18 protein-coding genes and 1 pseudogene are annotated in these 24,044 nt (G+C 60.8%); 2 read left to right on the top strand and 17 right to left on the bottom strand.

What is annotated here, in order from left to right; translation table 11 throughout:
* Positions 1–18 precede the first annotated feature (18 nt).
* The 4 genes from PV407_RS22855 to PV407_RS22870 are packed head-to-tail and all read right to left on the bottom strand — an operon-like array spanning position 19 to position 4,601.
* Positions 19–1,608, bottom strand: a complete 1,590-nt coding sequence (locus PV407_RS22855; protein ID WP_332092312.1) for an N-acyl-D-amino-acid deacylase family protein — start codon at positions 1,606–1,608, stop codon at positions 19–21.
* Positions 1,609–1,638: 30 nt separating this feature from the next.
* Entirely contained in the window at positions 1,639–2,736 is a 1,098-nt protein-coding gene (locus PV407_RS22860) for an alanine racemase (protein ID WP_332092313.1), read from the bottom strand.
* 34 nt (positions 2,737–2,770) lie between these two features.
* Positions 2,771–3,523, bottom strand: coding sequence for an SDR family NAD(P)-dependent oxidoreductase (locus PV407_RS22865; RefSeq protein WP_332092314.1), 753 nt, complete (start codon positions 3,521–3,523; stop codon positions 2,771–2,773).
* A 46-nt stretch (positions 3,524–3,569) separates the two neighbouring features.
* The gene (locus tag PV407_RS22870; protein ID WP_332092315.1) at positions 3,570–4,601 is read right to left on the bottom strand and encodes an AraC family transcriptional regulator; all 1,032 of its coding nucleotides are present in this window, start codon (positions 4,599–4,601) and stop codon (positions 3,570–3,572) included.
* 139 nt (positions 4,602–4,740) lie between these two features.
* Here PV407_RS22870 and PV407_RS22875 point away from each other — a divergent pair, with 139 nt between their 5' ends.
* Positions 4,741–5,862, top strand: a complete 1,122-nt coding sequence (locus PV407_RS22875; protein WP_332092316.1) for a Gfo/Idh/MocA family protein — start codon at positions 4,741–4,743, stop codon at positions 5,860–5,862.
* Between the two features lie 490 nt (positions 5,863–6,352).
* Here PV407_RS22875 and PV407_RS22880 read toward each other — a convergent pair whose 3' ends face one another.
* The 3 genes from PV407_RS22880 to PV407_RS22890 all read right to left on the bottom strand — a co-directional run bounded on the left by PV407_RS22880 (position 6,353) and on the right by PV407_RS22890 (position 10,186).
* Entirely contained in the window at positions 6,353–8,161 is a 1,809-nt protein-coding gene (locus PV407_RS22880) for an MHYT domain-containing protein (RefSeq protein WP_332092317.1), read from the bottom strand.
* A gap of 213 nt (positions 8,162–8,374) precedes the next feature.
* Positions 8,375–9,232 (bottom strand): SDR family oxidoreductase, encoded by an 858-nt coding sequence (locus PV407_RS22885; RefSeq protein WP_332092318.1) that lies wholly within the window; start codon positions 9,230–9,232, stop codon positions 8,375–8,377.
* A gap of 78 nt (positions 9,233–9,310) precedes the next feature.
* Positions 9,311–10,186, bottom strand: coding sequence for an AraC family transcriptional regulator (locus PV407_RS22890; RefSeq protein ID WP_332092319.1), 876 nt, complete (start codon positions 10,184–10,186; stop codon positions 9,311–9,313).
* A 195-nt stretch (positions 10,187–10,381) separates the two neighbouring features.
* On the opposite strand from PV407_RS22890, the gene PV407_RS22895 reads away from it, so the two are divergent.
* The gene (locus PV407_RS22895) at positions 10,382–12,361 is read left to right on the top strand and encodes a beta-galactosidase trimerization domain-containing protein (RefSeq protein WP_332092320.1); all 1,980 of its coding nucleotides are present in this window, start codon (positions 10,382–10,384) and stop codon (positions 12,359–12,361) included.
* 56 nt (positions 12,362–12,417) lie between these two features.
* Here PV407_RS22895 and PV407_RS22900 read toward each other — a convergent pair whose 3' ends face one another.
* From PV407_RS22900 to PV407_RS22945, 10 genes and pseudogenes are all read right to left on the bottom strand, one after another.
* Positions 12,418–13,359, bottom strand: a complete 942-nt coding sequence (locus tag PV407_RS22900; protein WP_332092321.1) for an SPFH domain-containing protein — start codon at positions 13,357–13,359, stop codon at positions 12,418–12,420.
* Between the two features lies 1 nt (position 13,360).
* A complete protein-coding gene (locus PV407_RS22905; RefSeq protein ID WP_332092322.1) occupies positions 13,361–13,801 on the bottom strand; it encodes an NfeD family protein in 441 nt (146 codons plus the stop codon).
* Between the two features lie 94 nt (positions 13,802–13,895).
* Positions 13,896–15,113 (bottom strand): MFS transporter, encoded by a 1,218-nt coding sequence (locus tag PV407_RS22910; RefSeq protein WP_332092323.1) that lies wholly within the window; start codon positions 15,111–15,113, stop codon positions 13,896–13,898.
* A 238-nt stretch (positions 15,114–15,351) separates the two neighbouring features.
* Positions 15,352–16,545 carry an acetyl-CoA C-acyltransferase gene (locus PV407_RS22915; protein ID WP_332092324.1) on the bottom strand — a complete coding sequence of 398 codons (1,194 nt, stop codon included), beginning with the start codon at positions 16,543–16,545 and terminating at the stop codon, positions 15,352–15,354.
* Positions 16,542–17,516 (bottom strand): 3-hydroxyacyl-CoA dehydrogenase family protein, encoded by a 975-nt coding sequence (locus PV407_RS22920; protein ID WP_332092325.1) that lies wholly within the window; start codon positions 17,514–17,516, stop codon positions 16,542–16,544. The genes PV407_RS22915 and PV407_RS22920 overlap by 4 nt, the downstream gene beginning before the upstream one ends.
* Positions 17,517–17,594: 78 nt before the next feature.
* Positions 17,595–18,371, bottom strand: a complete 777-nt coding sequence (locus PV407_RS22925) for a 3-hydroxybutyrate dehydrogenase (protein ID WP_332092326.1) — start codon at positions 18,369–18,371, stop codon at positions 17,595–17,597.
* Positions 18,372–18,385: 14 nt separating this feature from the next.
* Complete coding sequence (locus tag PV407_RS22930; protein WP_332092327.1) at positions 18,386–19,066, bottom strand: 3-oxoacid CoA-transferase subunit B; 681 nt, start codon at positions 19,064–19,066, stop codon at positions 18,386–18,388.
* Entirely contained in the window at positions 19,063–19,767 is a 705-nt protein-coding gene (locus PV407_RS22935) for a CoA transferase subunit A (RefSeq protein ID WP_332092328.1), read from the bottom strand. The genes PV407_RS22930 and PV407_RS22935 overlap by 4 nt, the downstream gene beginning before the upstream one ends.
* Before the next feature lie 490 nt (positions 19,768–20,257).
* Positions 20,258–20,687, bottom strand: a pseudogene (locus tag PV407_RS22940) (excinuclease ABC subunit UvrA); the annotation flags it as partial.
* Positions 20,688–20,961: 274 nt separating this feature from the next.
* Positions 20,962–23,724, bottom strand: coding sequence for an Ig-like domain-containing protein (locus tag PV407_RS22945; protein WP_332092329.1), 2,763 nt, complete (start codon positions 23,722–23,724; stop codon positions 20,962–20,964).
* Between the last annotated feature and the right edge of the window lie 320 nt (positions 23,725–24,044).

Below are 24,044 nucleotides of genomic sequence, written 5' to 3' on the forward strand. Positions count from 1 at the left end.
CCTCCTTCATTTGTTCCATTATTGGACGATGCGGCCGAAATCGCCGGGTACGATGCCGCCGTTCTTCATGACGAAGCGGCCGTTCACGATGACATGCCGAACCCCTTCCGGGGCGAGCCGCGGCTCGGCATAAGTCGCCCGGTCCTTGATCCGCAGCGGATCGAAGACGGCGATATCGGCATAATGGCCGCCCGCCAGCTTGCCTCGCCGCCCGATGCCGAACCGTTCCGCGGGAAACGCCGTCATTTTGCGGACGGCTTGCTCAATCGTCAGCCAGCCGCGTTCGCCCACGATTTCGCGGAATATTTTCGGGTACGTGCCGAAGCCGCGCGGGTGCGGGCTAACCCCGGCATAAATGCCGTCCGTACTGACCATATGCAGCGGATGCTTGAACGTCGTCTCGAGATACGGATGCCGTTCCTCCGGCCAATGGAAAATCATGAGCGACGGGTACTCGGTATGCACGATCAAATCGCAGACAAGATCGGTCAACTCGACGCCGACCGCCTCGCGCACTTCGCCGATCGTCCTGCCCTCCCATCCGCGTATGTCGCCGATCCAGCCGGGCGCGGCACCGAAACCGCCCTTGCCGTCCTCCTCGCGGGGCTTGCCGACCGAGGCGAACCGGACCCGGTCCGGCGGAAACGACCGCTCGATATGATCGGCAATGCGTTCGCGGAAGCATTTGTCCGCCAGCCGCTCGCGCACTTGGCGCGGATCGCCGGCCTGGGCTTCGGGCGGCAGGTTGAGCAGCAGATGCGTGCTTCCCGCCGTGTACGGGTACATGTCGAACGTGACGTCCGCCCCCAGGGCGGCCCCTCGTTCCAGCTCGGCCGCGGCAGGCGGATCGATCGTCAGGTGGGAGATGTGAACCGGGATGCCGGCTTTAACGCCGATCGCGAACGTCTCCTCGCAGCCGGTCCGGATGTTGTCGGCGTAGCCGCGCTGATGGGCGACGTAAATGCCGCCGTATTCGGCGGTCACCCGCGACAGCGCGACCAGCTCGCGCAGATCGGCGCGGCGCATCGGCTCGTATTCGAGCCCGGTCGCGAACGCCTTCGCCCCCCTCTCCATCCATTCCCGCGTCAAGCGCGCCATCGCGGCGATTTCGCCGTCGCTCGCCGGCCGCGTCTCCCAGTTCAGCACCGCCTGGCGAATCGAGCCGTGCGGGACCTGCAGCGCGATGTTCGACGGAATCCGGCCCTTAAACAAGCCGAGCAAGTCGTCGATCGACATCGCGCCGGACCGGTTCAAGCGGTCGTCCTCGTAAAACGTTCGCAAATACTGCCTCATTTCAGTCAGCTGCCCGGCGGAAAGCGGCGCCCACGAGAAGCCGTCCGGCGAAGCGAGCTGCGTCGTGACGCCCATCCGGATCGGCGCGTACCGGTCCGGCCCGCCGAGCAGGGCGAGCTCCGAATGGACGTGAACGTCGATAAAGCCGGGGCATACGATCATGCCTTCGGCGTCGACGGTTTCGCACGCCTCCGCATCGCCGAGGCTGCCGATCGCGGCGATTTCGTCGCCGCGAACCGCGACGTCGCCCTTGAACCGCGGAGCTCCCGTACCGTCGACGATCCAGCCGTTTTGGATCAGAAGGTCAAATGCCATGGACGATCGTCCTCCCTGCGCTCATCTCGCTCATCGGTTTTTTCCGCGGCCGAGGACGGGGATGACCGTCTCCAGCTCGCCGCCGCGGAACGCGAACAGCTCGTCGGCCAAATTGACGGCCGGGCAAATATGATTCGGAATAATGCGCAGCACGTCGCCGACCCGCACGTCGGACTCGCCGGCGACCTCAATCGTGCCGTGCTCCTCCGACAACGCCCGGACGGTCAAATTCGGATGGCCGACGACATGCCCGTAGCCGCCGTGCCTGAACGGATCGGCCGCCAGCGTCTTGCTTCCGGCGTCGATGACGATCCGGTCGCGCGTCGGCCGGGCCACGACGGTCGCGTACACGGCGACCGCGCAATCTTCGACCTCGGCGCCGCCGGCCGCCATGACGAACCGGTCGTTAAACGCATACATGCCCGGACGCATCTCCGTCGCATGCGGGATGTCGGCGATAAACCGGGCGGTCGCGCTCGCTCCGACGCTGATTTCCGGAACGTCCAGCCCGCGCTTGCCGAGCAAAGTCCGCGTCTCGTTCAGCAGCTCCGCGTCTTCGACGGCGACCGCCCGGATTTCCTCGACCGTCGCCTTCGCGTAAGCGTGCCCGGTATGGCTCATCAGCCCGCGCACCTCCAAATACGGGAGCCTCGCGATCTCGAGAATCGGCTCGACGCTGGCGACCGCGTCCCGGCCCATCCGGTGCAGGCCCGTATCGACGTCGACATAAATCGGGATGCGCCGTCCGCGCGCTTCGCCCACGTCGTTGATCCCTTTCGCCACGAACAGGTCGTCCAGCCCGACGGTCAACTTCGCCCGGTCGAGCAGGTCGGCGAACCGCCGCAGCTTGTTCCGCCCCACGATCGGAAAGGCGATCAAAATGTCGTCGATGCCGTGATCGGCCATCACCTCGGCCTCGCCCAGCTTCGCCACCGTAATGCCGGAGGCGCCGTACTCGAGCTGCTTCAAGGCGATGTACGGGCTTTTGTGCGTCTTCGTATGGGGGCGAAGCTTGACGCCCGCCCTTTTTGCGAGATCGGCCATCCGCTTCAGATTGCGCTCCAGCACGTCAAGATCGACGGCGAGAAACGGCGTATCCGTGAGAAGCTCGAAATGTTCGTTGATCATAGCGCGTAACTCCCTCCTCCATTATCTTCGAAAGCTAGACGATTGACCAGCCCGAATCGACGAGCATCGCGGTGCCCGTCACAAAGCCCGATTCGTCTCCCGCCAAGTAGACCGCCGCCGAGGCGACGTCGTCCGGCGTGCCGTACCGGCCGGCCAGCGTCTTGCTCATTCGCAGCCGCCGCAGCTCCTCCGTATCGTCCGCCCGGGTCGACGGGGTGTCGACGATGCCCGGACATATCGCGTTGCAGCGAATGCCGTCGGCCGCGAAATCGACGGCGATCGATTTGCACAGCTGCACGACGCCGGCTTTGGCGGCCATGTAAGAGGCGTTGTCGCGGAACGCGACGAGCGCCCCGACCGACGCCGTATGGACGATCGAGCCGCCTCCCGCCTGCCGCATGAGCGGCACCGCGTACTTGCTGCACAGAAACGGGCCGGTCAACGTGACCGCCATGCACCGGTTCCATTCGTCGAGCGACGTGTGTTCGACGTTTTTGGCCGCCGCCCAATACGCGTTCGTGCTGAGCGCGTGAAGCCGCCCGTGCCGTTTCCCGACTTCGCGGAACAGCCTCGCGACGTCCTCCTCGCTCGATACGTCCGCCGCATGCGTCTCGCAGCGGCCTCCGGATCGCCCGATATCGTCCCCGACCGCCCGGACCGCCGTTTCGTTCACGTCCGCCAGGACGACGAACGCGCCTTCCGCGGCGAATCGCCGGGCGATGCCCGCCCCGATGCCCGAGCCGGCTCCCGTCACGACGACGATTTTGTTCGCCAGCCTGTTTGCCATCCGTTTTTCTCCCGCCTTTCGCACAATGGATGCATCCGCTTCCCGCTCAATCGCCTCTTCCCGCGCCGAACGGGAGCGTTTCCGCCCAATCGCCCCGTTCCCCTTCGCCGGAGGAGCGCGATTCCGCCGCCCTCGCCTGGATCGACTTCGCATAGTCGGACGGCGTCATGCCGGCGTACTTTTTGAACGACTTGGAAAAATGATGAATGCTGCCGTAGCCGAGCAGCCGCGATATTTCCGTAAAGTTGTGCCGCTCCTCGCGCACGAGCAGCTTCGCCTGCTCGACCTTCAGCCTTTTGAAATAGTCCATGAGCGGGTAGCCGGTTTTTCGTTTGAACAGCCGGGTCATGTGCGACTTGCCGACGCCGAACGACTCGCAAACCGCATCGAGCGACAAGTCCCGGTGAAGCCGTTCGCGCAAAAAGGCCGTCACGCTGCGGACGAGATCGCGCTCCCGCTTCTCCTTCGGCACGAACGGCGGCTTCCCGACCGGCTCCTGGCCGCCGTGCGCGCGCCGGATGAGCCGGATGAGCAATATTTCCAAAAAGTTTTGCAGCAGCTGCTCGCTGCCTTCCGGCGCATCCGCGCGGCGTTCGATCGTATGCTGATCGGGGTGATGGTACGGCGGCGCGAACGCTTGAAAGCCCTCCTTGACGATTTGCGCGAGCAAGTCCCGCTCCCGGTCGCCCAGGCGGACAGGCCGGTTCGCGAGCGCGTCCAGCGCGGACGAGCCGCATTCGAAGGCGACGCCGAACAGATTGGAAGCGGTTACCCGATTGGCGGACAAGCGATGATAGGCGTTCGGTTTGTACAGCATGGCGTCGCCCTGCTTCAGCTCGTGAGGGACTTCCTCGACATGGACGATCACTTCGCCCTTGTCGACGTAAAACAGCTCCCAAAAATCGTGCTTTTCCCCGTGGAACACGTAATCTTTCGCGAATTCGAAGTAATGGAACGCATACAGCCGGTCGACATGAATGTAGCCGCGCAGCCGAACGCCCGTGTAGCCCATCGCCTCCTCCTTTCCGGCCGGGGACGCTTCGCCGTCGCGTCCGGCCCGCTTTCCCCCATTATACAACCCGCCTCCCCCCTGCTGTCCCGCTTTTGGCGATAAACGACAAAAAAAATGCGATTTCGGACAAAGCAACGGCCCGAACGCCGCTTTATAATGCATGTAGAAGCGATCGAAACTTATGCGAAAGCCGGGGGGAATCGGAATGAACGGAAAACAGCAGCTGCGGATCGGCATCGTCGGCGCCGCGGGCAGGCCGAGAGCATTCAAACAGGCGATCGCCGATCACCCGCGGGCGACCGTCGCCGCCTTGTGCGACGTAACGGAGGAGCGGCTCCGGCAGGCGTCCGCCCATTTCGGGGCGTATCCCGCCTACCTTTCCTACGAAACGATGCTGGAGGAAGCGGAGCTGGACGCGGTCATCGTCGGAACGCCGATGCAGGTTCACGTCGAGCAGACGCTGCTTGCGCTGAAGCGCGGCCTGCACGTTATCAGCGAAGTGCCGGCCGGCGTATCGGTGGAGGAATGCCGGCGGCTCGTTCGGGCGGCGTCGCGCTCCAAGGGGCAATACGTCATGGCGGAAAATTGCAATTATATGAAGCCGCACATGACGATCGCGAATATGGTGCGGGACGGGCTGTTCGGGGAGCTGTATTACGCCGAAGGCGAATATTTGCACGAGGTGAAGGCGCTGAACGAATCGACGCCGTGGCGGCGCGTATGGCAAACCGGGGTGAACGGCATTACGTACGGGACGCACAGCCTCGGCCCGATTTTGGACTGGATGGACGGAGACCGGATCGCCAAGGTGAGCTGCGTCGGCAGCGGCCGCCATTATGCGGACAGCGCGGGACGGCCTTACGCGATCGAAGACAGCTGCGTCATGACGGCCAAGACGGAAGCGGGGCGGCTGATCCAAATTCGTCTGGACATGCTGTCCGAAAGGCCCGGAGCGCTCAACTACGAGCTGCAGGGCACGCGCGGCTGCTACGAAAGCGTCCGGTACGAGCTGCTCGGCTCGGGGAAAGTGTATGTGAAACGAGACGGCGAGCCGAAGCGCGAGTGGGCCGATCTGGCCGAAGTCGGAGAGGCGTACGTTCCCGACATTTGGCGCGGCCTCCCCGAGGCGGTCGTCGGGGAAAGCGGGCACGGCGGCAGCGATTACGTCATGGTGACCGACTTTTTGAACGCCTTGACCGAGCATAAGCCGTCGCCGATCCCGATCCACCGGGCGCTGGACATGACGCTGCCGGGACTGATCAGCCAGCGGTCGATCGAGCGCGGCGGCGAATGGCTCGATGTCCCCGACTCGCGAACGTGGGAGTGACGGTGAGTTAGCGGTAACAATTCGGCCGGCGTCGGCCTGATCTGTCTAATCGTATCGATGCCCATCTCCCCGTCGCACCGGGAAATCGACCTGCCGGTATAACCTCCCGCTATTTTGCTGAATTCCCCTTTGCCGGCCACATCATCAGGAAAACCTCCCGATAATCTCGCCCGAATTGCGCTTTTTGCCGAAGCGGCGCCGATTTACCGGGAGCTTTTCCCGTTCATACGAACCGACACCTGCTCGGGAGCAAAATAGCGGGAGAAAATCCGGTTTACGCCGATTTCCAAGCAAGGTCGGGAAACATCCGAACGCGCAACCGTTCATGCGGGCATCGAGCCCTTTTCATGCAATTGCCCCGGGTTGCTCCCACCGCCGCAACGCTTTGCCCCGCCCCGCCGAACTATTCCGCCTCTTCGTCCCAGTCCCGCCGCCGCGCCGAAATCCCGTTCCGCGGCCCCGCTTCGCCGCGCCGCCCCGCCTTAACCGTTTACCGGACAGGCAGCGTCACTTCGACGGCGGTGCCTGCACCTTCGATATTTTTGTAGCGGATCGTGCCTTTGTGCTCGTTAATAATTTTAAAGCTGACCATGAGGCCGATGCCGGTCCCTTTCTCCTTCGTGCTGTAAAACGGCTCGCCCAGCCGCGACATCCGCTCGTCGGACAAGCCGCCCCCTTCGTCTTCGACGCGGACGACGACCTCGCTCTCGCCGCGCTTCCCGATGTCCAGTCTCACCGTTCCCGGAGCGGCCATCGATTCGATCGCGTTTTTGAGCAAATTGACGAACACCTGCTTGATTTTGTTTTCGTCGCAAACGATTTCCGGTATGTGCGGGTCGAATCGCGTTTCGATGACGATGTTGTTCATGTTCGCCTGGGGATGGACGAGCGTCAGCACGTGCCGGATCAGCTCGTTCAGGTCGATCCGCCTGTATTGCTCGGGCTGATGCTTCGCGAGCAGCAAAAATTCCGTAATGATCGTATCGATCTGGGCGATTTCCTGATCGATCACCTCGTAAATGTCGTCCCGGCCGATTCCGCGGCGCAGCAGATGCAAAAATCCTTTGATCGTCGTCAGCGGATTGCGGATTTCGTGCGCCACTCCCGCCGCCAGCTGGCCTGCGATCGTCAGCTTGTCCGTTTTGCGGGCCATGTCCTCGTGCTGCTTCTGTGCGGTAATATTTTTGATGATCGCCATCACCGCCGCGACCCGCTTGCCGTGGACGACCGGAATCGCGGTAACGCTTACGTTGACCGGATGCCCGTGCTTGTGCACGAGCAGCTGCTCCACGTTTTGCGGAAGCCCCCGTTTCGCCTGCTCGAACCACGAGCCCGGCTCCCCTACCCGCCCGTGCGGCAGCAGCGGATGGCCGAACCGGTGAAGCAGCTCGTCTTTCGCGTATCCCGTAATCCGCTCGGAGGCGTCGTTCGCCTGAATGATGCGCCCCTCCAAATCCAGCGTGCAGATAAGATCCGGGGTGCCGTTGTACAGCGCCTCGAATTGCAGCCTTCTCAGCTGCGCCGATTCGTGCGCCAGCTTGCGGTCGATATGCGCCCCCGCGACGAGGCAGCCGATCAGCACGAACATCGAGACGCCGACGCAATACGACAGCACGTTCGGCGCGACCGTCGTGTCGATCAGCGACAAGCTGTCCAGCAGCCGGAAGCGGGAATGCTCGACCGGCGCGGGAACGAAGTGCGTGGCCATCATTCCGACGTAATGCATGCCCGATACGGCCAGGCCGAGCAAGATCGACCCGGTCAATTTGTCCGGCTGCGCCCGGTCGACGATCGATTTTTTTTGCAGCCGGAACGTCAAAAAGAGCGCCCAGCACGAAACGAATATCGCGATCGCGATCGACAAGGCGAACGGAAACAGCTTGTACCGGATCGCAAAATCGCTTTGAATCGCGGCCATGCCCGTGTAATGCATGGCGGATATTCCGCCGCCCATAAAAACCCCGGCGGTAAAAAAGCGGCCGGAGCTGAGCTCGTTGCGGCTGACGAGAAAGATGGCGATATACGAGGAACCTATCGCGATAAGCAGCGAAACGAACGTAAGCAGCAGGTGATAGGAAGCCGGAAACGGCAGCCGGTACGCAAGCATCCCGATAAAATGCATCGACCATATTCCGAGTCCCATCGTGACGGCGCTGGAGGAGAGCCACAAATACCGCCCCCGGCCGTACGAATTGCGCGCCCGGCTCGTCATATCCAGCGACGTATAAGACGCTACTGCGGCTACGGCAACCGATAGCATCACGAGTGAAATATGATAGCTTCCACCTGCATGTTCCATTATATCCCTCCAGTACGCTTTGCTAAATTGACAAGCCGCGAAGACGATCGTTCGTACTTCGGTTTGCAGGCAGGTTACGTAATGATCTCCTCCTTACACTGTCTTTTTAACGGACTTTGGCCCCGCAGTTCATTTTGATTATAATATGCAGGCCGCCGCGTTAAAATGGGAATGTCGACGCAGTGAAACTTGTCGGCGTTTCCCGCAAAGCGGTCAGCTTCGCGACAGCGCAAACCGGATCAGCCGCTCGAACCATGCCCAAGGCAGCAGCGCTTTCGTCCACAGCGTAAGGCGGGATCCTTTGCCCAGCGCATAGCGCAGCCGCGGCGACGAAGCTCGGACGATCTTTCCGACGAGCTTCGCGACGTGCAGCGGGTCCGGAGCCGTTTCTCCCGCGCGCCGCGAATAAGCCGTGACCGATCGCAGCATGGCGTCGTACGGGGAATCGGGAGAAGCGCTAATGCTCGCCAGCCCTTTTTGCCAGATCGGCGTCCGGAACGCGCCCGGCTCGACGACGACGACCTTTACGCCGAACGGCGACATTTCGTGCCGGAGACTTTCGCTGAAGCCTTCGACCGCGAATTTGGAAGCCGCGTACGGGCCGTATCCGGGAAAGCCGATTTTGCCGCTTACGCTTCCGATGTTTACGATCGTTCCGCCGCCTTGGCGGCGCATGGCGGGCAGCACCGCTTTCGTGACGGCGACGAGTCCGAAAAAATTCGTCTCCATCTGCCGGCGCCATTGTTCCATCGGCACTTCTTCGACAAAGCCGCCGACGGAAATGCCCGCGTTGTTCACGAGCACGTCGATCGCTCCGTAGCGCGCCAGCGTTTCCGCCACGACCGTTTCGACGGCGCTCTCATCGGTTACGTCGAGCTGCGCGACGTCGATATTCGACTCGACTCCCGCTCGTTTCGCCATTTCGAGCAGCGCGTTTTTGTCGGCCGCCTTGCGCATCGTCGCGACGACGCGGCAGCCGAGGCCGGCCAGCTCGACCGCCGTCAGCAGGCCGAAGCCGCTCGACGTGCCGGTGACGAGCGCGACGCGTTCCCGTCCGTTTTCCAATTCCAAGCCCCCTTTTTCGGTTGAAGCAACGGGTTTATATTACATATTCTCCATGATCAACCGGACTCCTTTCGAAATCGGCGCTCAACTGTAGCCGATCCGTCTTTTTCGATATTCGGCCGGAGACACGCCCGTTTCCTTGCGAAACATGCGCGAAAAATAGTTCGGGTCCGGCATGCACACGAGCTCGGCGATTTGCTTCACGGTCAGCTCCGGCGATTGCGCCAGCAGCCGCTTCGCCCGCTCCATCCGGATATGGCGCACGTATTCGAGCGGGCTCATGCCCGTATGCCGCTTCAAGCAGCGCGAAATGTAATCGGGATTGTAATGAAATTCCCGCTCCAGCATCTCCGCCCCGAACGGCGCGCGCTCGAACCGCCGCAAGTAGGCGGCGACGGCGGAGGCGAGCCGGCTCGAAGGGCTTTCCGGGTTGGCGCGGCCGACCGATTCCTGCAAGCCGGCCAGCAGCCGGGCGAACTCCGCCTGCAGCTTCAATACCGAACCGACGGAAAGGCTGTCGTGAAGCCGCATCATTTCCTCCAGCACGGGCCACGCGGCGTCCAGTCCGAGATAGCCGAATTTCGGCATATACATCGGCCGCATCGCCGGATCCGGGTCGGAATCGGTTCCTTTGCGGAGCACGAGCGACCACGGGATCTGCTCGACCGGAATGCGGGAGCGTGCGGATTCGTGCTTGATATGAATCCAGAACAGCTCCGTGTCCTCTTCGGATTCGCGATAGCCGACGTGCGTTTTGCCCGGCTCGAGCGTCAATATATGGCCGGCGCGAACCTCGTATTCCCGGCCGTTCTCGGCCATGAAGATGCAGCCGCTTCTGACGAGAATGACGTCGTACAAGCCGAAGTTTCGGGAAAAATGGCGCATACCCGGCTTCCAGACGGTGTAGCCGACCGTCACCAGCTGCGGCAGCGGCGGCACGAACCATTCCAAACATTCCACTCCCGGCACTCTCCCCGCTCGAAACGGCGCGCGAGGCGCCGCATGCTTATGCTTCTATCGTATCCGATACCGATCGTTTGCGAAAGTCGAAAATGTGCTAGTCCGGGTCGGCAGCGTCTCTTTGTCCCGCCGCCTCGAAGCGGTACACTTGAATTATCGGAGGAAAGTCCACATTTTGGCACAGGGGGAAACCGAATGCGATTCCGTCAAGTCCATCTCGATTTTCATACGTCCGAGGCGATTCCCGCCATCGGCGCCGAATTTTCCAAAAAGCAGTTTCAGGACATGCTGAAGCTCGGCCATGTCGACTCGATCACCGTGTTCTCGAAATGCCACCACGGCTGGGCGTACCATCCGTCGAAGGCGAACCGGACGCATCCGCATTTATCGTTCGACCTGCTCGGCGCGCAGATCGAGGCGGCGCACGAAATCGGCGTCAAAACGCCGGTCTACCTGTCGGCCGGCCTCGACGAAAAGTGCGCCTGGGAGCATCCGGAGTGGCTGCTCCGCCGGCGAAACGAGCAGACGAGCTGGGCGCCGGACTTCATGACGCCGGGCTATCACGGCTTGTGCATGAACACGCCGTATTTGGACGTGCTCGTGAGCCAAATCGAAGAGGTCGTGACGAATTACGACGCCGACGGCATTTTTCTCGATATCGTCGGGGTAAAGGAATGCTACTGCACGTCCTGCATCCGCACCGCGCTCGAGCGGGGCGTCGATCCGCGGTCCAGGGAAGCGATGAGGCCGATTTGGGAAGAAACGTACGCCCGCTACGCCGAACGGACGAACGAAGCGGTGCACAAGCATAAGCCGGGTTTGCCGGTCTTCCATAACGGCGGACATATCCCGCAGGGGAGACGGGACCTCGCCCGGCTCAATACGCATCTCGAGCTGGAATCGCTGCCGACCGGCGGCTGGGGCTACGACCATTTTCCGCTGTCCGCCCGCTACGTGCAGCAGCTCGGCATGGAGTATCTCGGCATGACGGGGAAATTTCATACGTCGTGGGGCGAATTCGGCGGCTTCAAGCATCCGAACGCGCTGCGCTACGAGACGGCGCTCAGCCTGGCGAACGGCGCGCGCTGCTCGATCGGCGACCAGCTCCATCCGGGCGGCCTGATGGACGAGGCGACGTACCGTCTGATCGGCGAAGCGTATCGCGAAGTGGAGGCGAAGGAACGCTGGTGCGAGGGGACGGCGAACGTGGCCGACATCGCGCTGCTGACCGTCGAGGCGGCCGGCTTCGCGAAGGACGACGAGCACCGGTGCCCGAAGCCGGACCAAGGCGCGGTGCGCATGCTGCTCGAGGGCAACTGGCTGTTCGACATCGTCGATCTGGAGTCGGATATTAGCCCGTACAAAGTGCTGATCTTGCCCGACCGCATCCGCGTCGACGCCGCGCTGGAAAGCAAGCTGGCGGCGTTCGTCCGCCGGGGCGGCCGTCTGCTCGCGACCGGCGATTCCGGCCTGAAGCCGGACGACTCCGGCTTCGCCGTCGATTTCGGCGCGCGCTGGGCCGGCGCGAATCCGTACCGGCCGGACTACTGGGTCCCGGACGTCGATGCGGGCGCCGGCTCCTTCCTGTCGCCCGGCACCGCCTACGTCGTTTACGCCGCCGGGCAGCAAATCGAGGCGGCCGGGGGAACGGTGCTCGGACATCGCGAAAATCCGTATTTCAACCGCGACGCCTTTACGTTCTGCTCGCACCGGCATACGCCGAACGGCAAAAAACACGGCGGGCCGGGCATGATCGAAGGCGCGGCGGGCATTTACATCGCCTGGAACATTTTCGAGGATTACGCCGAGAAAGGCAGCCTGTTTTTGCGCGAAACGGTGGCGTACGCGCTCGGACGCCTGCTCGGTGACGCGCGTACGGTCGCGACGTCGCTGCCCGCGCAGGGTATCACGACGCTGCAGGAGCAGAAGAGCGAGAACCGCTGGGTGCATCACCTGCTGTACGCTTCGCCGGTGCGCCGCGGCCAGTCGATCGAGATCATCGAGGACGTCCTGCCGCTGTACGACGTGAAGGCGACGGTGCGGACGAATCGCCCGGTGAGCCGCGTCTACTTGGCGCCGCAAATGGCCGACCTTCCTTTCGAGCAGCGCGACGGCGCCGTTTCGTATACGGTTCCGAAGCTGGAATGCCATCAGATGGTCGTGCTGCAGTTTTAGGCGAGGGAAAAAAACTCTCCGACGTCGATCGTCGGAGAGTTTTTATTTCGTTCCGGTCAGTTCGATCCTTTGTTGTCGCCCGACTTCAGCATATCGCCGATCGCCCCGATCGTGCCGAGCGTCTCGACCGCCTTCGTCGGGATGAACACTTTGTTCGCCGACCCGTTCGAAATGTCGGTCAGCGCCTCGAGCGAGCGGTACGTCAGCACATGCTCGTCGAGCCCGGCTTCGCGCAGCAGCTCGATGCGCCGCTTCTCGGCTTCGGCGACCGCCTGGATCGCCTTCGCCTGGCCGAGCGCTTCCAGCTCCTGGGCCTGCCGCAGCCCTTCGGCCTCGCGGATGCGCGCTTCCTTGTCGCCCTCGGCCTTCAATATTTTGCTCTGCTTGTCGCCTTCCGCGCGCAGGATCATATCCTGCTTGGCCGCCTCCGCCTCCAGCACGATCGCCCGCTTGCTGCGCTCGGCTTTCATCTGTTTGTCCATCGCTTCCTGAATGTCGCTCGGCGGCTGAATATCGATCACTTCGACGCGCTCGATGCGGACGCCCCATTTTTCCGTCGCTTCGTCGAGGGCGACGCGGATGTCGGTCGAAATTTTTTCGCGGCCGGACAGCGTTTCGTCCAGCTCCATTTTGCCGATAATTTGCCGCATCGTCGCCGTCGTAATGTTGCGCACCCCGTACACGTAGTCGGAAATGCCGTACGTCGCCTGCTCCGGACCGGTCACCTGGTAAAAGATGATCGTATCGATCTGCACCTGAACGTTGTCCCTCGTGATGACGGTCTGCGGCGGCACGTTCGCCTGCTGGATGCGCAAATCGTGATACGTGCGCACTTGGTCGATAATCGGCACCAGTATATTGACGCCCGGCGTCAGCAGCCGGTTGAACTTGCCCAGACGCTCCACGACGCCGACCCGCTGCTGCGGCACGATTTTGATCGAAAGCGCGGCGACGGCGACGACGAGAATGACGATGATGATCGCTACCACGGTACCCATTTTACACGTCTCCTCTCCACTTGTTCACTTTGAGTACGGCGCTGCCCCTCTCGATGACGACGATCGGATCGCCCGGTTCGAGCGGTTCGTTCAGAACGGAAACCGCGCTCCACGTTTCGCTGCCCACCTTGACGATGCCCGGCTTGTCTTCGCGGATCGCCTCGACGACGACGCCCTGCTTGCCTTCCAGTTCGTCCACCGTATCCTTGTAGCCTTTCGACGACCGGAAATAGCGGGTAATCGGTTTCGTGAACGCGGTCAAGACGAGGACGACGACGCAGCCGATCAGCGCCTGCCAGACGAACGATTCGGAGACGAACAAAGCGACGGCGGCCGCCACGACGGCGCCGATCGCAATCCACAGCAAATAAAACGTCAGCGTCAACATTTCGATCACGAGCAGCACGCCGGCCACGATCAGCCAAATGGCCCAGATTTCCATCCTGCATTCCCCCTTTCGATTTCCTGCTTCGTCCATCGTAACAGCCTATGTCCGAACAGGTTCGGCTATGCGCACTACTTGATTCGCCGCCTTTCTACATATTTCCTGCTTGTTCGATTTCTCCCGACGGCGCCTGCCCCGCCTCCCGCCGCTCTCCGGCCTTCCGGGCGCGATATTCGAAGTACGGCAATGCCAGCAAGCTGAGCAGCGCGACGCCGATGAGCGCGGCAAACAGACGTCCCCGGATGTCGTCGACGGACAGGACGAGAACGAGCGTGCCGATGCGGGTCACGCAGATCATCGTTTCCCGCCAGACGAGCGCCCTCGCCTGCTGAGGAGCCGCGAGCGGCTTGATCCATTTGAACTGAAGCGTGTTCCATGCCGCGACGACGCAAAACATGCCGACCGCCGTCAGCAGGTTGGATGCGATCAAAACCGGCTTCGCCGGGACGAGCACGATCAAAAATCCGCCGGACACGAGAACGCAGCCGACGAACAGTAGCGTGAAATCTTTCAGCCCGAACCTGCGGTACGCGAACAGCCCGGCCAACGTCGCAAGCGTATACAAAGCGTTCAGCGCCGCGATCCAAAACTTGTTTTCGGTCACGTTGAACGTAAACACGAGCAAAAAAAACTGCTGGAACTGCAAAAAGACGCCGGCCGCCAAATTCGAGGCGGTAAACCAGAATAGCCCCGGCTTTCGACTCCAGGACGCCCGCAAATCGCGCCCGTCCCCCGGCTCCCCGCTTTGCCCGCGAAACGACAGCTTCGGCATCGCAAACGAGAAGACGAGCATGCCGAGCAAAAAAACGAGCATGAGCCCGAACGTTCCGGAGTAGCCCGCGAGCGAAATGATGACGGCCGTAAGGAGCGGCACGACAAGCGTCACGCCCTGCTGAATGCTCCCTGCCGTCGAAAAATAACGGCCCAGCTCGGCGCTCGTGCCGCTCGACGAGACGCTCAAATTTTGCGCGGCGGAAAAGAAGCCGTACATGACGCCGACCGGCATGCCGATCAAGGCGATCCACAGCAGCCGGTTGTCCAGCTCGAGCGTCGACAGCAGCACGAAGGCGCTCCCTCCCGCGAACGCCGAAACGGCCAGCAGCAGGCGCACGGTCGCCTTCGTGAGCAAATAGGCCGCCGCGGCGAACGCGAACGCCCACGACACGTACAAAATCAAATTGTACCAGGCGACTTCGGAAATCAACCGATTTTTTTCCCAGATAAACAAATTGATGAAAATTCCGACATAAACGAAGATGGTGTAGCTCATCATGTTCATGATCAACCATCGTCTCAGCGCGTCCGACATGCTCGCTCCTCTTTCCGCACGATTTAAAGCCCGCTCCCGACACGGGACGACACGATTCGCCCCGCGAAAGCCCAACGCTAGTATACGATCGATCGCGCCGTTCGGCTAGAGGATGAAGCGGCAAATACGAGCGCGCGAAACGATAACGAAAAACGCCCCTCCATGAAAAGAGGGGCGCCTGCGACTGCGGCTGCGACTGCGGCTGCGCCTGCGTCGGCGGGTCCGCATCCGCGCCGCGTCAGCCGGCGACGTTTTCGATAACGACGGCGACGCCTTGGCCGCCGCCGACGCAAAGCGCGGCGAGGCCGTAGCGCTTGTTCCGCCTTCGCAGCTCGTACGCGAGCGTCAGCACGATGCGGGCCCCGCTTGCGCCGACCGGATGGCCGATGGCGATCGCGCCGCCGTTCACGTTCGTGCGGGCCCGATCCAATCCGAGCTCCCGCTCCACCGCGATCGCCTGCACGGCGAACGCCTCGTTGATCTCGACGAGATCGATGTCGGCGATCGTCAATCCGCAGCGGGCGAGCGCGATCCGGGCGGCCGGGACGGGGCCGATGCCCATCACGTCCGGCTCGACGCCGGCGATTCCCCACGCCGCGATCCGCGCCAGCGGCTTGCGCCCGTCCAGTCCCCGCTCGCCGGCGAGCACGAGCGAAGCGGCGCCGTCGTTGATGCCGCTGGCGTTGCCCGCCGTGACGGTCCCGCCGTCCGGCACGAACGCCGGCTTCAGCGTCGCCAGCCGCGCGGCCGTCGTATCGCGCCGGATATGCTCGTCCCGGCCGACGAGCGCCGCGCCGCCGCGGGCCGCCACTTCGACGACGACGATTTCTTCGGCGAGCGTGCCGTCGTCCGTCGCTCTCGCGGCCCGGCTGTGGCTCGCGGCGGCGTATTCGTCCTGCTCGTCGCGGGAAATGGCGTAGCGGGAGGCGAGACGCTCCGCCGTCACCCCCATGCCGCAGCCGATATAGGCGTCGGTCAGCGTATGCAGCAGCATGTCTTCCAGCCGGAGATGGCCCAGCTTCGCGCCGCCGAACCGGCTCGTAAAATCGGCGTGCGGCGCCTGCGACATGTTTTCCGCACCGCCGGCGAGGCAGACGTCGGCTTCGCCGAGCCGGATCGTCTGCGCCGCGGTAATGACCGCCTGCATGCCGGACCCGCACAGCCGGTTGACGGACAGCGCCGGCGTCTCGACCTTCACGCCCGCTTTCAGCGCGATATGTCTGGCCAAATACGCGGCGTCGACGGCGGAATGAATGACGTGGCCGTAGACGACGTGGCCGACGCGCTCCGGCGCGATGCCGGACCGTCGCAGCGCCTCCGCCGCGCTGATTCGGCCGAGCTCGGTCGCGCTTACCCGGCCGAGCGATTGCCCGAACGCGCCGAACGGCGTCCGGGCTCCATCGACGATATAGACTTGCTCCCGATCGTTCACGATTCGCTTCTCTCCTTGTCCCGCGTCCGAACGAGCTCGCGCAGCGCCCGCTCCCGTCCGAGCGCGATACGCTCCCGTTCGGCCGCTTCGCCATATTCGTAAAACCCGGCGCCGCTCTTGAAGCCGAGCCGTCCTTGCCGCACCATGTCCCGTATCGACTCCGGCGCGTCCGGCCCGTTGTCGAGCAGCGGAAACAAATTGCCGGCGACGCTCTCCCATATATCGAGCCCGCCGTAATCGGCGATCGCAAGCGGCCCGTTCAGCGCCCAGCGCAAGCCCGGCCCTTCGGTCATCGCCAGATCGATCTGCTCCGCGTCCGCCACGCCGCTGCGCAGCAGGTGGCACGCCTCGCGCAGCACCGCCGCCTGCAGCCGGTTGGCGATAAAGCCGGGACAATCTTTTTTCAGCACGACCGGCGTCTTGCCGCAGTCCGCGAGCAATGCCGCAATCCGCTCCAGGACGCCCGGCCGGGTGACCGGCAGGCCGACGAGCTCGACGAGCGGTACGACGGCCGCCGGATTGAAAAAATGCGCGACGACGAGCCGGTCGGCGAACGGCTGCCGCTCCGCAAGCCCGACGAGCGACAGCGTCGACGTGTTGGACGCGACGACGGCGTCCTCGCCGAGCAGCGGCGCCAAATCGCGAAACAGCTCGCGCTTCGTCTCCAGCCGCTCGGGGCCGGCCTCGAACACGAAGCAGGCTCCCCGCGCCGCCTCCGCAAGCGACGCCGTCAGCCGCAACCTCCCCCGCTCCGCGCCGCCCGGCCGCGCGGCTTCGGCGTCGCGAGACGGCGTCGCTCCATCGTCCGCCGCGATCGCGATGCGTCCGCCGCCGACGAGCCGCCGCCCCGCCCGTTCGAGCGCGCTTTCGTGCGGGTCGTACAGCGCGACGGACATGCCGCGGCCGGCGAACAGCTCGGCGATGCCGCCTCCCATCGTGCCGGCGCCCAGCACGGCGATATGCGCCTCCATGGAAATCCCCTTCCTTTCGCGTCAGCTTGAAGCCGACGGCCCTTTACAGATAGCGCTTCGCTTCCGTAAACGGAACGGCTATTGGGCCGTATAGCCGCCGTCGATGACGATCGCCTGCCCGGTCACGCCGCCCGCCTTGTCGCTCGCCAAAAAGACGGCGTAATCGGCGACTTCGTCGACCGACAGCAGCCTTCGCTGCGGCACGAGCGGGTAAATGACTTCTTCCAGCACGCGCTCCCGACCGATTTGGCGGCTGCGCGCCACGTCGTCCAGCTGGTTGCGGACGAGCGGCGTATCCACATAGCCCGGACATATCGCGTTTACCGTAATGCCGTGCTCCGCCCCTTCGAGCGCCGCTACCTTGGTCAAGCCGATCAAGCCGTGCTTGGCGCTGTTGTAGGCCGCTTTTCCGGCGAAGCCGACGAGGCCGTTGATCGAGGCGATATTGAGGATGCGCCCGTACCGCTGCCGCTTCATCGTCGGAAACAGGTGCCGGATCGCGATAAACGGGGCGGTCAGCATAATGCGCACCATCCGCTCGAACTTGTCGACCGGAAACTGCTCGAGCAAGGCGACGTGCTGCATGCCGGCGTTGTTGACGAGCACGTCGATGCGCCCGTAGGCGGCGATCGCGGCATCGAGCGCCCGGGTCAAATCCGGCTCGTCGGCGACGTCGCAGCGCAGGCCGACGCCGGCAAGCCCGCGGCTTCTCAGCCGGGCGGCCGCCTCCTCCGCCTTTTCCCCGTCGAGATCGCTCATGACGACGGCGGCGCCCTGCTCGGCGCAAGCTTCGCCGATGCGGAAGCCGATGCCGCCGGCCGCGCCCGTAACGAATACGATTTTACCGTTCAGCATACGGGCCCTCTCCTCTAATAAGCATCCAGCTTCACCCGCCCGTCTGTGAGCAGCTCGGGCCCGACGGTCTCCCGGACGTCCCGTACGGTGCAGCCGGCGGCCACCTCGCGCAGCCTGAGCCCTTCGCCGGTGACGTCGATGACGGCTTTGTCCGTAATGATCCGGTGCACGACGCGCTCGCCGGTCAGCGGCAAGCTGCAGCGGTCGACGATTTTCGGCCTGCCGTCTTTGGCCGTGTGCTCCATGACGACGACGACCTTTTTGGCGCCGTGCACGAGATCCATCGCCCCGCCCATTCCTTTCACCATTTTGCCGGGCACGAGCCAGTTGGCCAAATCGCCGCGGCCCGACACCTCCATCGCGCCGAGAATCGCCAGGTCGATATGACCGCCGCGAATCATCGCGAACGACTCGCCGCTGTCGAAAAACGCCGCGCCGGCCAGCGCGGTGACCGTTTCTTTGCCGGCGTTGATCAAGTCCGGGTCGACCTCCTCTTCGGCCGGATAAGGTCCGATGCCGAGCAGCCCGTTTTCCGAGTGCAGCATGACGTTCATTCCGGACGGAATGTAATTCGCCACAAGCGTCGGAATGCCGATGCCCAAATTGACGTAAAAGCCGTCGCCGAGCTCCCTCGCGGCGCGCCTCGCGATCGTTTCCCGCATCGTCCGCGCCGAATCCTTCCCGCTGCCGTTCATGGCGCCGTCCCTCCCCGCGTCGTCCGTTTCTCGATTCGTTTCTGCTGCGCTCCGACGACGAGACGCTGCACGTAAATGCCCGGCGTATGGATCGCGTCCGGGTCCAGCTCCCCGATCTCGACCAGCTGCTCGACCTCGGCGATCGTCACGCCCCCCGCCGCGGCCATGAGCGGATTGAAATTGCGGGCCGTCTTCCGGTAAACGACGTTGCCGCCGCGGTCCGCCTTCCAGCCGCGAATGAGGCTGAAGTCCGCTTTCAGCGCGTGCTCGAGCAAATAAGTGCGGCCGCCGAACTGCCGCACCTCCCGGCCTTCGGCGATCGGCGTGCCGACGCCCGCAGGCGTGTAAAACGCCGGGATTCCGGCGCCGCCGGCCCGAATGCGTTCGGCGAGCGTGCCCTGCGGCACGAGCTCCACCTCCAGCTCCCCGGACAGCATTTGCCGCTCGAATTCTTTGTTTTCGCCGACGTACGACCCGATGATTTTGCCGATTTGCTTGCGCCGAAGCAGCAGGCCGAGCCCCCAATCGTCGATGCCGCAATTGTTCGAAATGACCGTCAACCGCTTCACGTCCGATTCGGCGAGCGCCAAAATCAAATGTTCCGGAATGCCGACCAATCCGAACCCCCCGACCATGACGGTCGCGCCGTCGCGTATGTCGGAAACCGCTTCCCCATAGGCGGCGTATACCGGCTTGCGCATGGAATCACTCCTTTACTAGCTGACTGCGACTTATTGCTAAGCAATAATCGTGCCAACCGAAGGAAGCGCGACAAAACGGACTTTTGCGCGACGGCGGCGGCGGGCGGCGCATGCGTTTTCCGCAAACCCGGAACGCGGCGTACAACATTTCGGAACGATGAAGCATCCGAATGCGGCTTCCCGCAAATGCCGCCGGCCGGAAGCGGCTGCGCTCGATTCGCTTGTTTGCATGCACCCGCCGCGGCAACGGCAGCAAATAAAAAGAGGCGGAAGACTTGCCCCCGCCTCATTCGCCGAATCGTGTCCAAGCGGCCGGCGCGCCGACCCCGCCATTGTCCGGCAACCCTCGTCGCCGCTTCATTCGTTATTGCCGGAACTGCGACACGCCGACGACGTTTCCTTCCAAATCGGTGAAGCGAAAATCGGAATGGTCCGACCGGACCGTCGAAACTGTCTCATGGTATCTTTAACACCTTCCGAGCCTGGTGCCAAGCGATACCATTGTCCCCAAGCCCTCGCATTGCGGACACAAGCCCTCAGGGTCATTGAATGAATAAGCGTTGGAATACCCGACGTATGGTTCACCGGCCCGAGCAAAGAGAAGTCTGAGCAACGCGTAGATATCGGTAATGGTACCTACCGTTGAACGTGAGTTGCCACCCAGACGTTTCTGATTGATAATAATTGGCTCAGATAAGTTGGCTTACGGTCCACATCGGGTTGGCCGTATTTTGGCAGTCGATTGCGGGCCAAGTCGGTACATGTTTCGTTGAGCTGCCGTTTCGCCTCAGCTGCAATTGTATCGAATATAAGTGAAGATTTTCCACAATGGAATGCTTTGGAATCGTGATGGAAATGTTTTTGAGATTATTTTCCCTCGCGCCTTCAATAACGATCTTGTTCTTCATGTTTACCCTCATCGTTCACGTTATGGATGAATGCCTGTGCATGTTGAATACTGTACTCAAAGAATCCCGTCCAGTAGTCTACTAGTCCAGGCTCTTCTGCAGGTGAGCCACCTTCCTTTTTCGGAAGCGTGCGCATGAATCGATGGATGCTATTTAAATTCTCAAGCCGTTTTTAACCAAGCATCTCTTATTAAGATGCTGGCTCGTAAGAACCTATCGACAAATCACGAAAAAGAAGAAAGCAAACACCTTCCCAAAGGAAATTGTGTTTGCTTTCTTTCGTCAATCAAGCTTTTCTTTTTCTGAACATGAGGACCAAGCCAGCGCACAAGGCGATGAGTCCTGCAAGTCCCAAGTTGAAGAGATTTGTTGAAGTATTCGGCAGTTGGTTGCCACCCTTTGCCCCGACTGGTACATTGGAATCTCCTCCGACGTTTTCATCGCTTGGAGATTGCGCTCCATCGTTCTCTCCGGACGAGGAGTCACCTCCAGATTGAGGCGGAGATGTCGAGTTGTCTCCCGGTCCTCCCGTATCCGTATCGTCACCCGGATCAGTAGGGTTCGTGCCATTACCTGGATTTGTTGGGTTGGTGCCGTTCCCTAGATCCGTCGGGTTCGTTCCGTTGCCCGGATCCGTTGGATTCGTTCCATTCCCTGGATTTGTTGGGTTGGTACTGTTGCCCGGATCAGTAGGGTTCGTACCGTTCCCTGGGTCTGTCGGATTCGTGCCATCCCCAGGATTTGTTGGAGGTGTACTCGGCTCTGTTACTCGAACAGTAACCGTAACCTCGGTCTTGTTACCCTTTCCGTCATCCACAATGACAGTGAAGCTGTCTTCGCCGACAAAGTCAGGATTAGGAGTATACTTCCAGCTTCCATCTGGATTCACAATGACAGTTCCGTTCCCCGGTTGCTTGCCCGGAGTATACGTTAATGGATCTCCATCCGGATCCGTTCCGTAAACATCGCCCGTTACGGATGTACCTTTGTCCGTCGTCACTTCTTTATCAGGAGATACTGGAGGTTGATTTGTTGGTGGTGGAGTCGTTGGTTCCGTTACTACAACGATAATTTCAACCTCAGTTTTACCTCCCTTGCCATCGTCAACGATAACCGTGAAGCTATCTTCACCGACAAAATTTGGATCAGGAGTATACTTCCAGCTTCCGTCCGGATTCACAATGACGGTTCCGTTCCCCGGTTGCTTGCCAGGGGTATACGTCAATGGATCACCATCCGGGTCGGTGCCATACACATCACCTGTCACGGAAGTGCCTTTTTCTGTCGTTACTTCTTTACCAGAAGATACTGGAGGGTTATTCGGCTTATCCTTTACGTCCACCGTTATCGTCGATGTGGTGTATCCGCCATTTCTGTCACTTACTATGACCGTGAAAATATCCGGACCGACATAGCCCGGATCCGGCACGTACTCCCACGTTCCGTCGGAATTGACGACTACCGTACCGTGCTTCGGATCACTTTCGATGGCGTACGCAAGCGTATCTCCATCCGGATCGCTTCCATAGACACTGCCCGTTACCGATGTATCCTTCTGCGTCGTTACGTCGTAATTTTTGGTCACCGGCGGGTTATTCGGCGGCTCCTTTACGTTGACCGTCACCGTTGAGGTGGAGGTTCCACCTTTGCCATCTTCGACTATGACCGTGAAGGTATCTTCACCGACAAAATTTGGATCAGGAGTATACCTCCACGTTCCATCCGGATTGACGGTTACCGTACCATTTTTAGGAGCGGTTCCTTGGGCGAACGTTAGCGTATCGCCGTTTGCGTCCACGCCGTACACGCTTCCGGTTGCGGTTGTGCCTTTCCATGTTGTTTCTTCGAAATTCGGTGCGATCGGCGGACGATTCACTTCGACCGTAACGCCGTTGGATTTCCGGGTTTCATGATCCCCTGACAACAAATTGTCGTACTCCACAGTTGCTTGGTTGGAGACGGCAGTCGTTTTGTATTTCGAGAGGATTTTTACTTTAAATTGGACCGTTGTCCCGTCAGGTAAGACGTCGACGTTCGGGATTCTGCCTGCTTGGCTTCCATTCGCTCCGTTGCCTAAGCGAACGACTACCCGATTTTCACTTGCCAGAAACTCACCCTGGTCATCTCCCGCTGCATCCGTAAGTTTCCCGCTGTTAGGTCCGGATACGATTTCTAGGGAGCCGGGGATGTATTCTGTTCCGTCGGGGATAAGGTCCGTAAATAATGTGTTGCTTGTCTCGTCCCCTCCATCATTTATAAAGTTGACCGTATAGGTTAAAACATCTGCTTCCTGTACATTATCAGCGGGGTCTACGGACTTTGTTACAACACCACACGGCTCTGTGCCTAGGAATATGTCATCCAAGAAATTACCAGTATTCGGAGCTCCAGCGACACTTCCAACTGATTCGAAACCAAATCGCGTTACGGTTTGACTCTCAGGAACTTTATAAGTCCCACGATACTCCACCCATCCTTGGGAAGTGTGAGTTTTTATTGTTTCAACAACAGGTAGTTTACTTGGATCAGTTGTACTTGAGCCTATTCTGACAGCCATGGTATCGAACCCATGCACCTGGTTTAGATATACAGCTCTGTGTGATAGTCGCCAACTAATGGTTTGTCCCGGTATTGTTTGGACATCCTGATACAATTGACCAAATTCATAAGCGTTCAATTCCACAAACTGTTCTCCATCTGGAACATCAGTTATATGATATTTGTTATTAATATTAGGATGTATGCCAAGTTTAGTTGGTGACGCAAATTCAATACTTCCTGAACTATCAGTAGTTTCCCAGCCAGGTACAAAGTCATCATAAATCGTCTTCCATTGAACACCATCATGACGGACAGAATTACTAGGGGGATTCAACAAGTCAGGGTCTTCAAAACTACCGTTAATTAATGCAACTCTATTCCCGCAAGGAAACTGAGATGGATCTGCATGTGCTGTTTGGTTCCCAAGCGGCGCTAGTGGCAGCCAATTGCTGACGATTAAAGCTGTAGCTGCTGTGATGGCGGCCCGTTTCATTAACCGCAAGTTCATTTTTTCGACCTCCAGTTCAATTCACTTTCGGTGTCTTTTTTCTAAACCTGCCAGCATTAAAGTTAGCCGATAGTATTACACATTCGAGATTTTTTTCATAAGTGACTCTATCGGCTTGCCATTGTAAAGGGAGGCATTATGTATCCTTCATTCGCCTCAACTGCACCAACTGTTATAATTTCCTCTATAACCTCTTCCCTCCATGATGTTTAATTTTTACCTATAGACAAAGCTAAGAGCTCCGGCTATCATTTGCTCAAAATTTTAAGCATCTTAAAAAAAAGTAGGCCTGTGTCCAAAAACAGACGGAGGCCTCCGTC

This window comes from Paenibacillus sp. GYB003 (genome assembly GCF_036577625.1).
GTDB lineage: Bacteria > Bacillota > Bacilli > Paenibacillales > NBRC-103111 > Paenibacillus_AB.

What these genes read in the sequence shown, in the direction of transcription:
- PV407_RS22855 (WP_332092312.1), bottom strand. Translation starts at nt 1,608, where the DNA reads ATGGCATTTGACCTTCTGATCCAAAACGGCTGGATCGTCGACGGTACG.
- PV407_RS22860 (WP_332092313.1), bottom strand. Translation starts at nt 2,736, where the DNA reads ATGATCAACGAACATTTCGAGCTTCTCACGGATACGCCGTTTCTCGCC.
- PV407_RS22865 (WP_332092314.1), bottom strand. Translation starts at nt 3,523, where the DNA reads ATGGCAAACAGGCTGGCGAACAAAATCGTCGTCGTGACGGGAGCCGGC.
- PV407_RS22875 (WP_332092316.1), top strand. Translation starts at nt 4,741, where the DNA reads ATGAACGGAAAACAGCAGCTGCGGATCGGCATCGTCGGCGCCGCGGGC.
- PV407_RS22880 (WP_332092317.1), bottom strand. Translation starts at nt 8,161, where the DNA reads ATGGAACATGCAGGTGGAAGCTATCATATTTCACTCGTGATGCTATCG.
- PV407_RS22895 (WP_332092320.1), top strand. Translation starts at nt 10,382, where the DNA reads ATGCGATTCCGTCAAGTCCATCTCGATTTTCATACGTCCGAGGCGATT.
- PV407_RS22900 (WP_332092321.1), bottom strand. Translation starts at nt 13,359, where the DNA reads ATGGGTACCGTGGTAGCGATCATCATCGTCATTCTCGTCGTCGCCGTC.
- PV407_RS22905 (WP_332092322.1), bottom strand. Translation starts at nt 13,801, where the DNA reads ATGGAAATCTGGGCCATTTGGCTGATCGTGGCCGGCGTGCTGCTCGTG.
- PV407_RS22910 (WP_332092323.1), bottom strand. Translation starts at nt 15,113, where the DNA reads ATGTCGGACGCGCTGAGACGATGGTTGATCATGAACATGATGAGCTAC.
- PV407_RS22920 (WP_332092325.1), bottom strand. Translation starts at nt 17,516, where the DNA reads ATGGAGGCGCATATCGCCGTGCTGGGCGCCGGCACGATGGGAGGCGGC.
- PV407_RS22925 (WP_332092326.1), bottom strand. Translation starts at nt 18,371, where the DNA reads ATGCTGAACGGTAAAATCGTATTCGTTACGGGCGCGGCCGGCGGCATC.
- PV407_RS22930 (WP_332092327.1), bottom strand. Translation starts at nt 19,066, where the DNA reads ATGAACGGCAGCGGGAAGGATTCGGCGCGGACGATGCGGGAAACGATC.
- PV407_RS22935 (WP_332092328.1), bottom strand. Translation starts at nt 19,767, where the DNA reads ATGCGCAAGCCGGTATACGCCGCCTATGGGGAAGCGGTTTCCGACATA.
- PV407_RS22945 (WP_332092329.1), bottom strand. Translation starts at nt 23,724, where the DNA reads ATGAACTTGCGGTTAATGAAACGGGCCGCCATCACAGCAGCTACAGCT.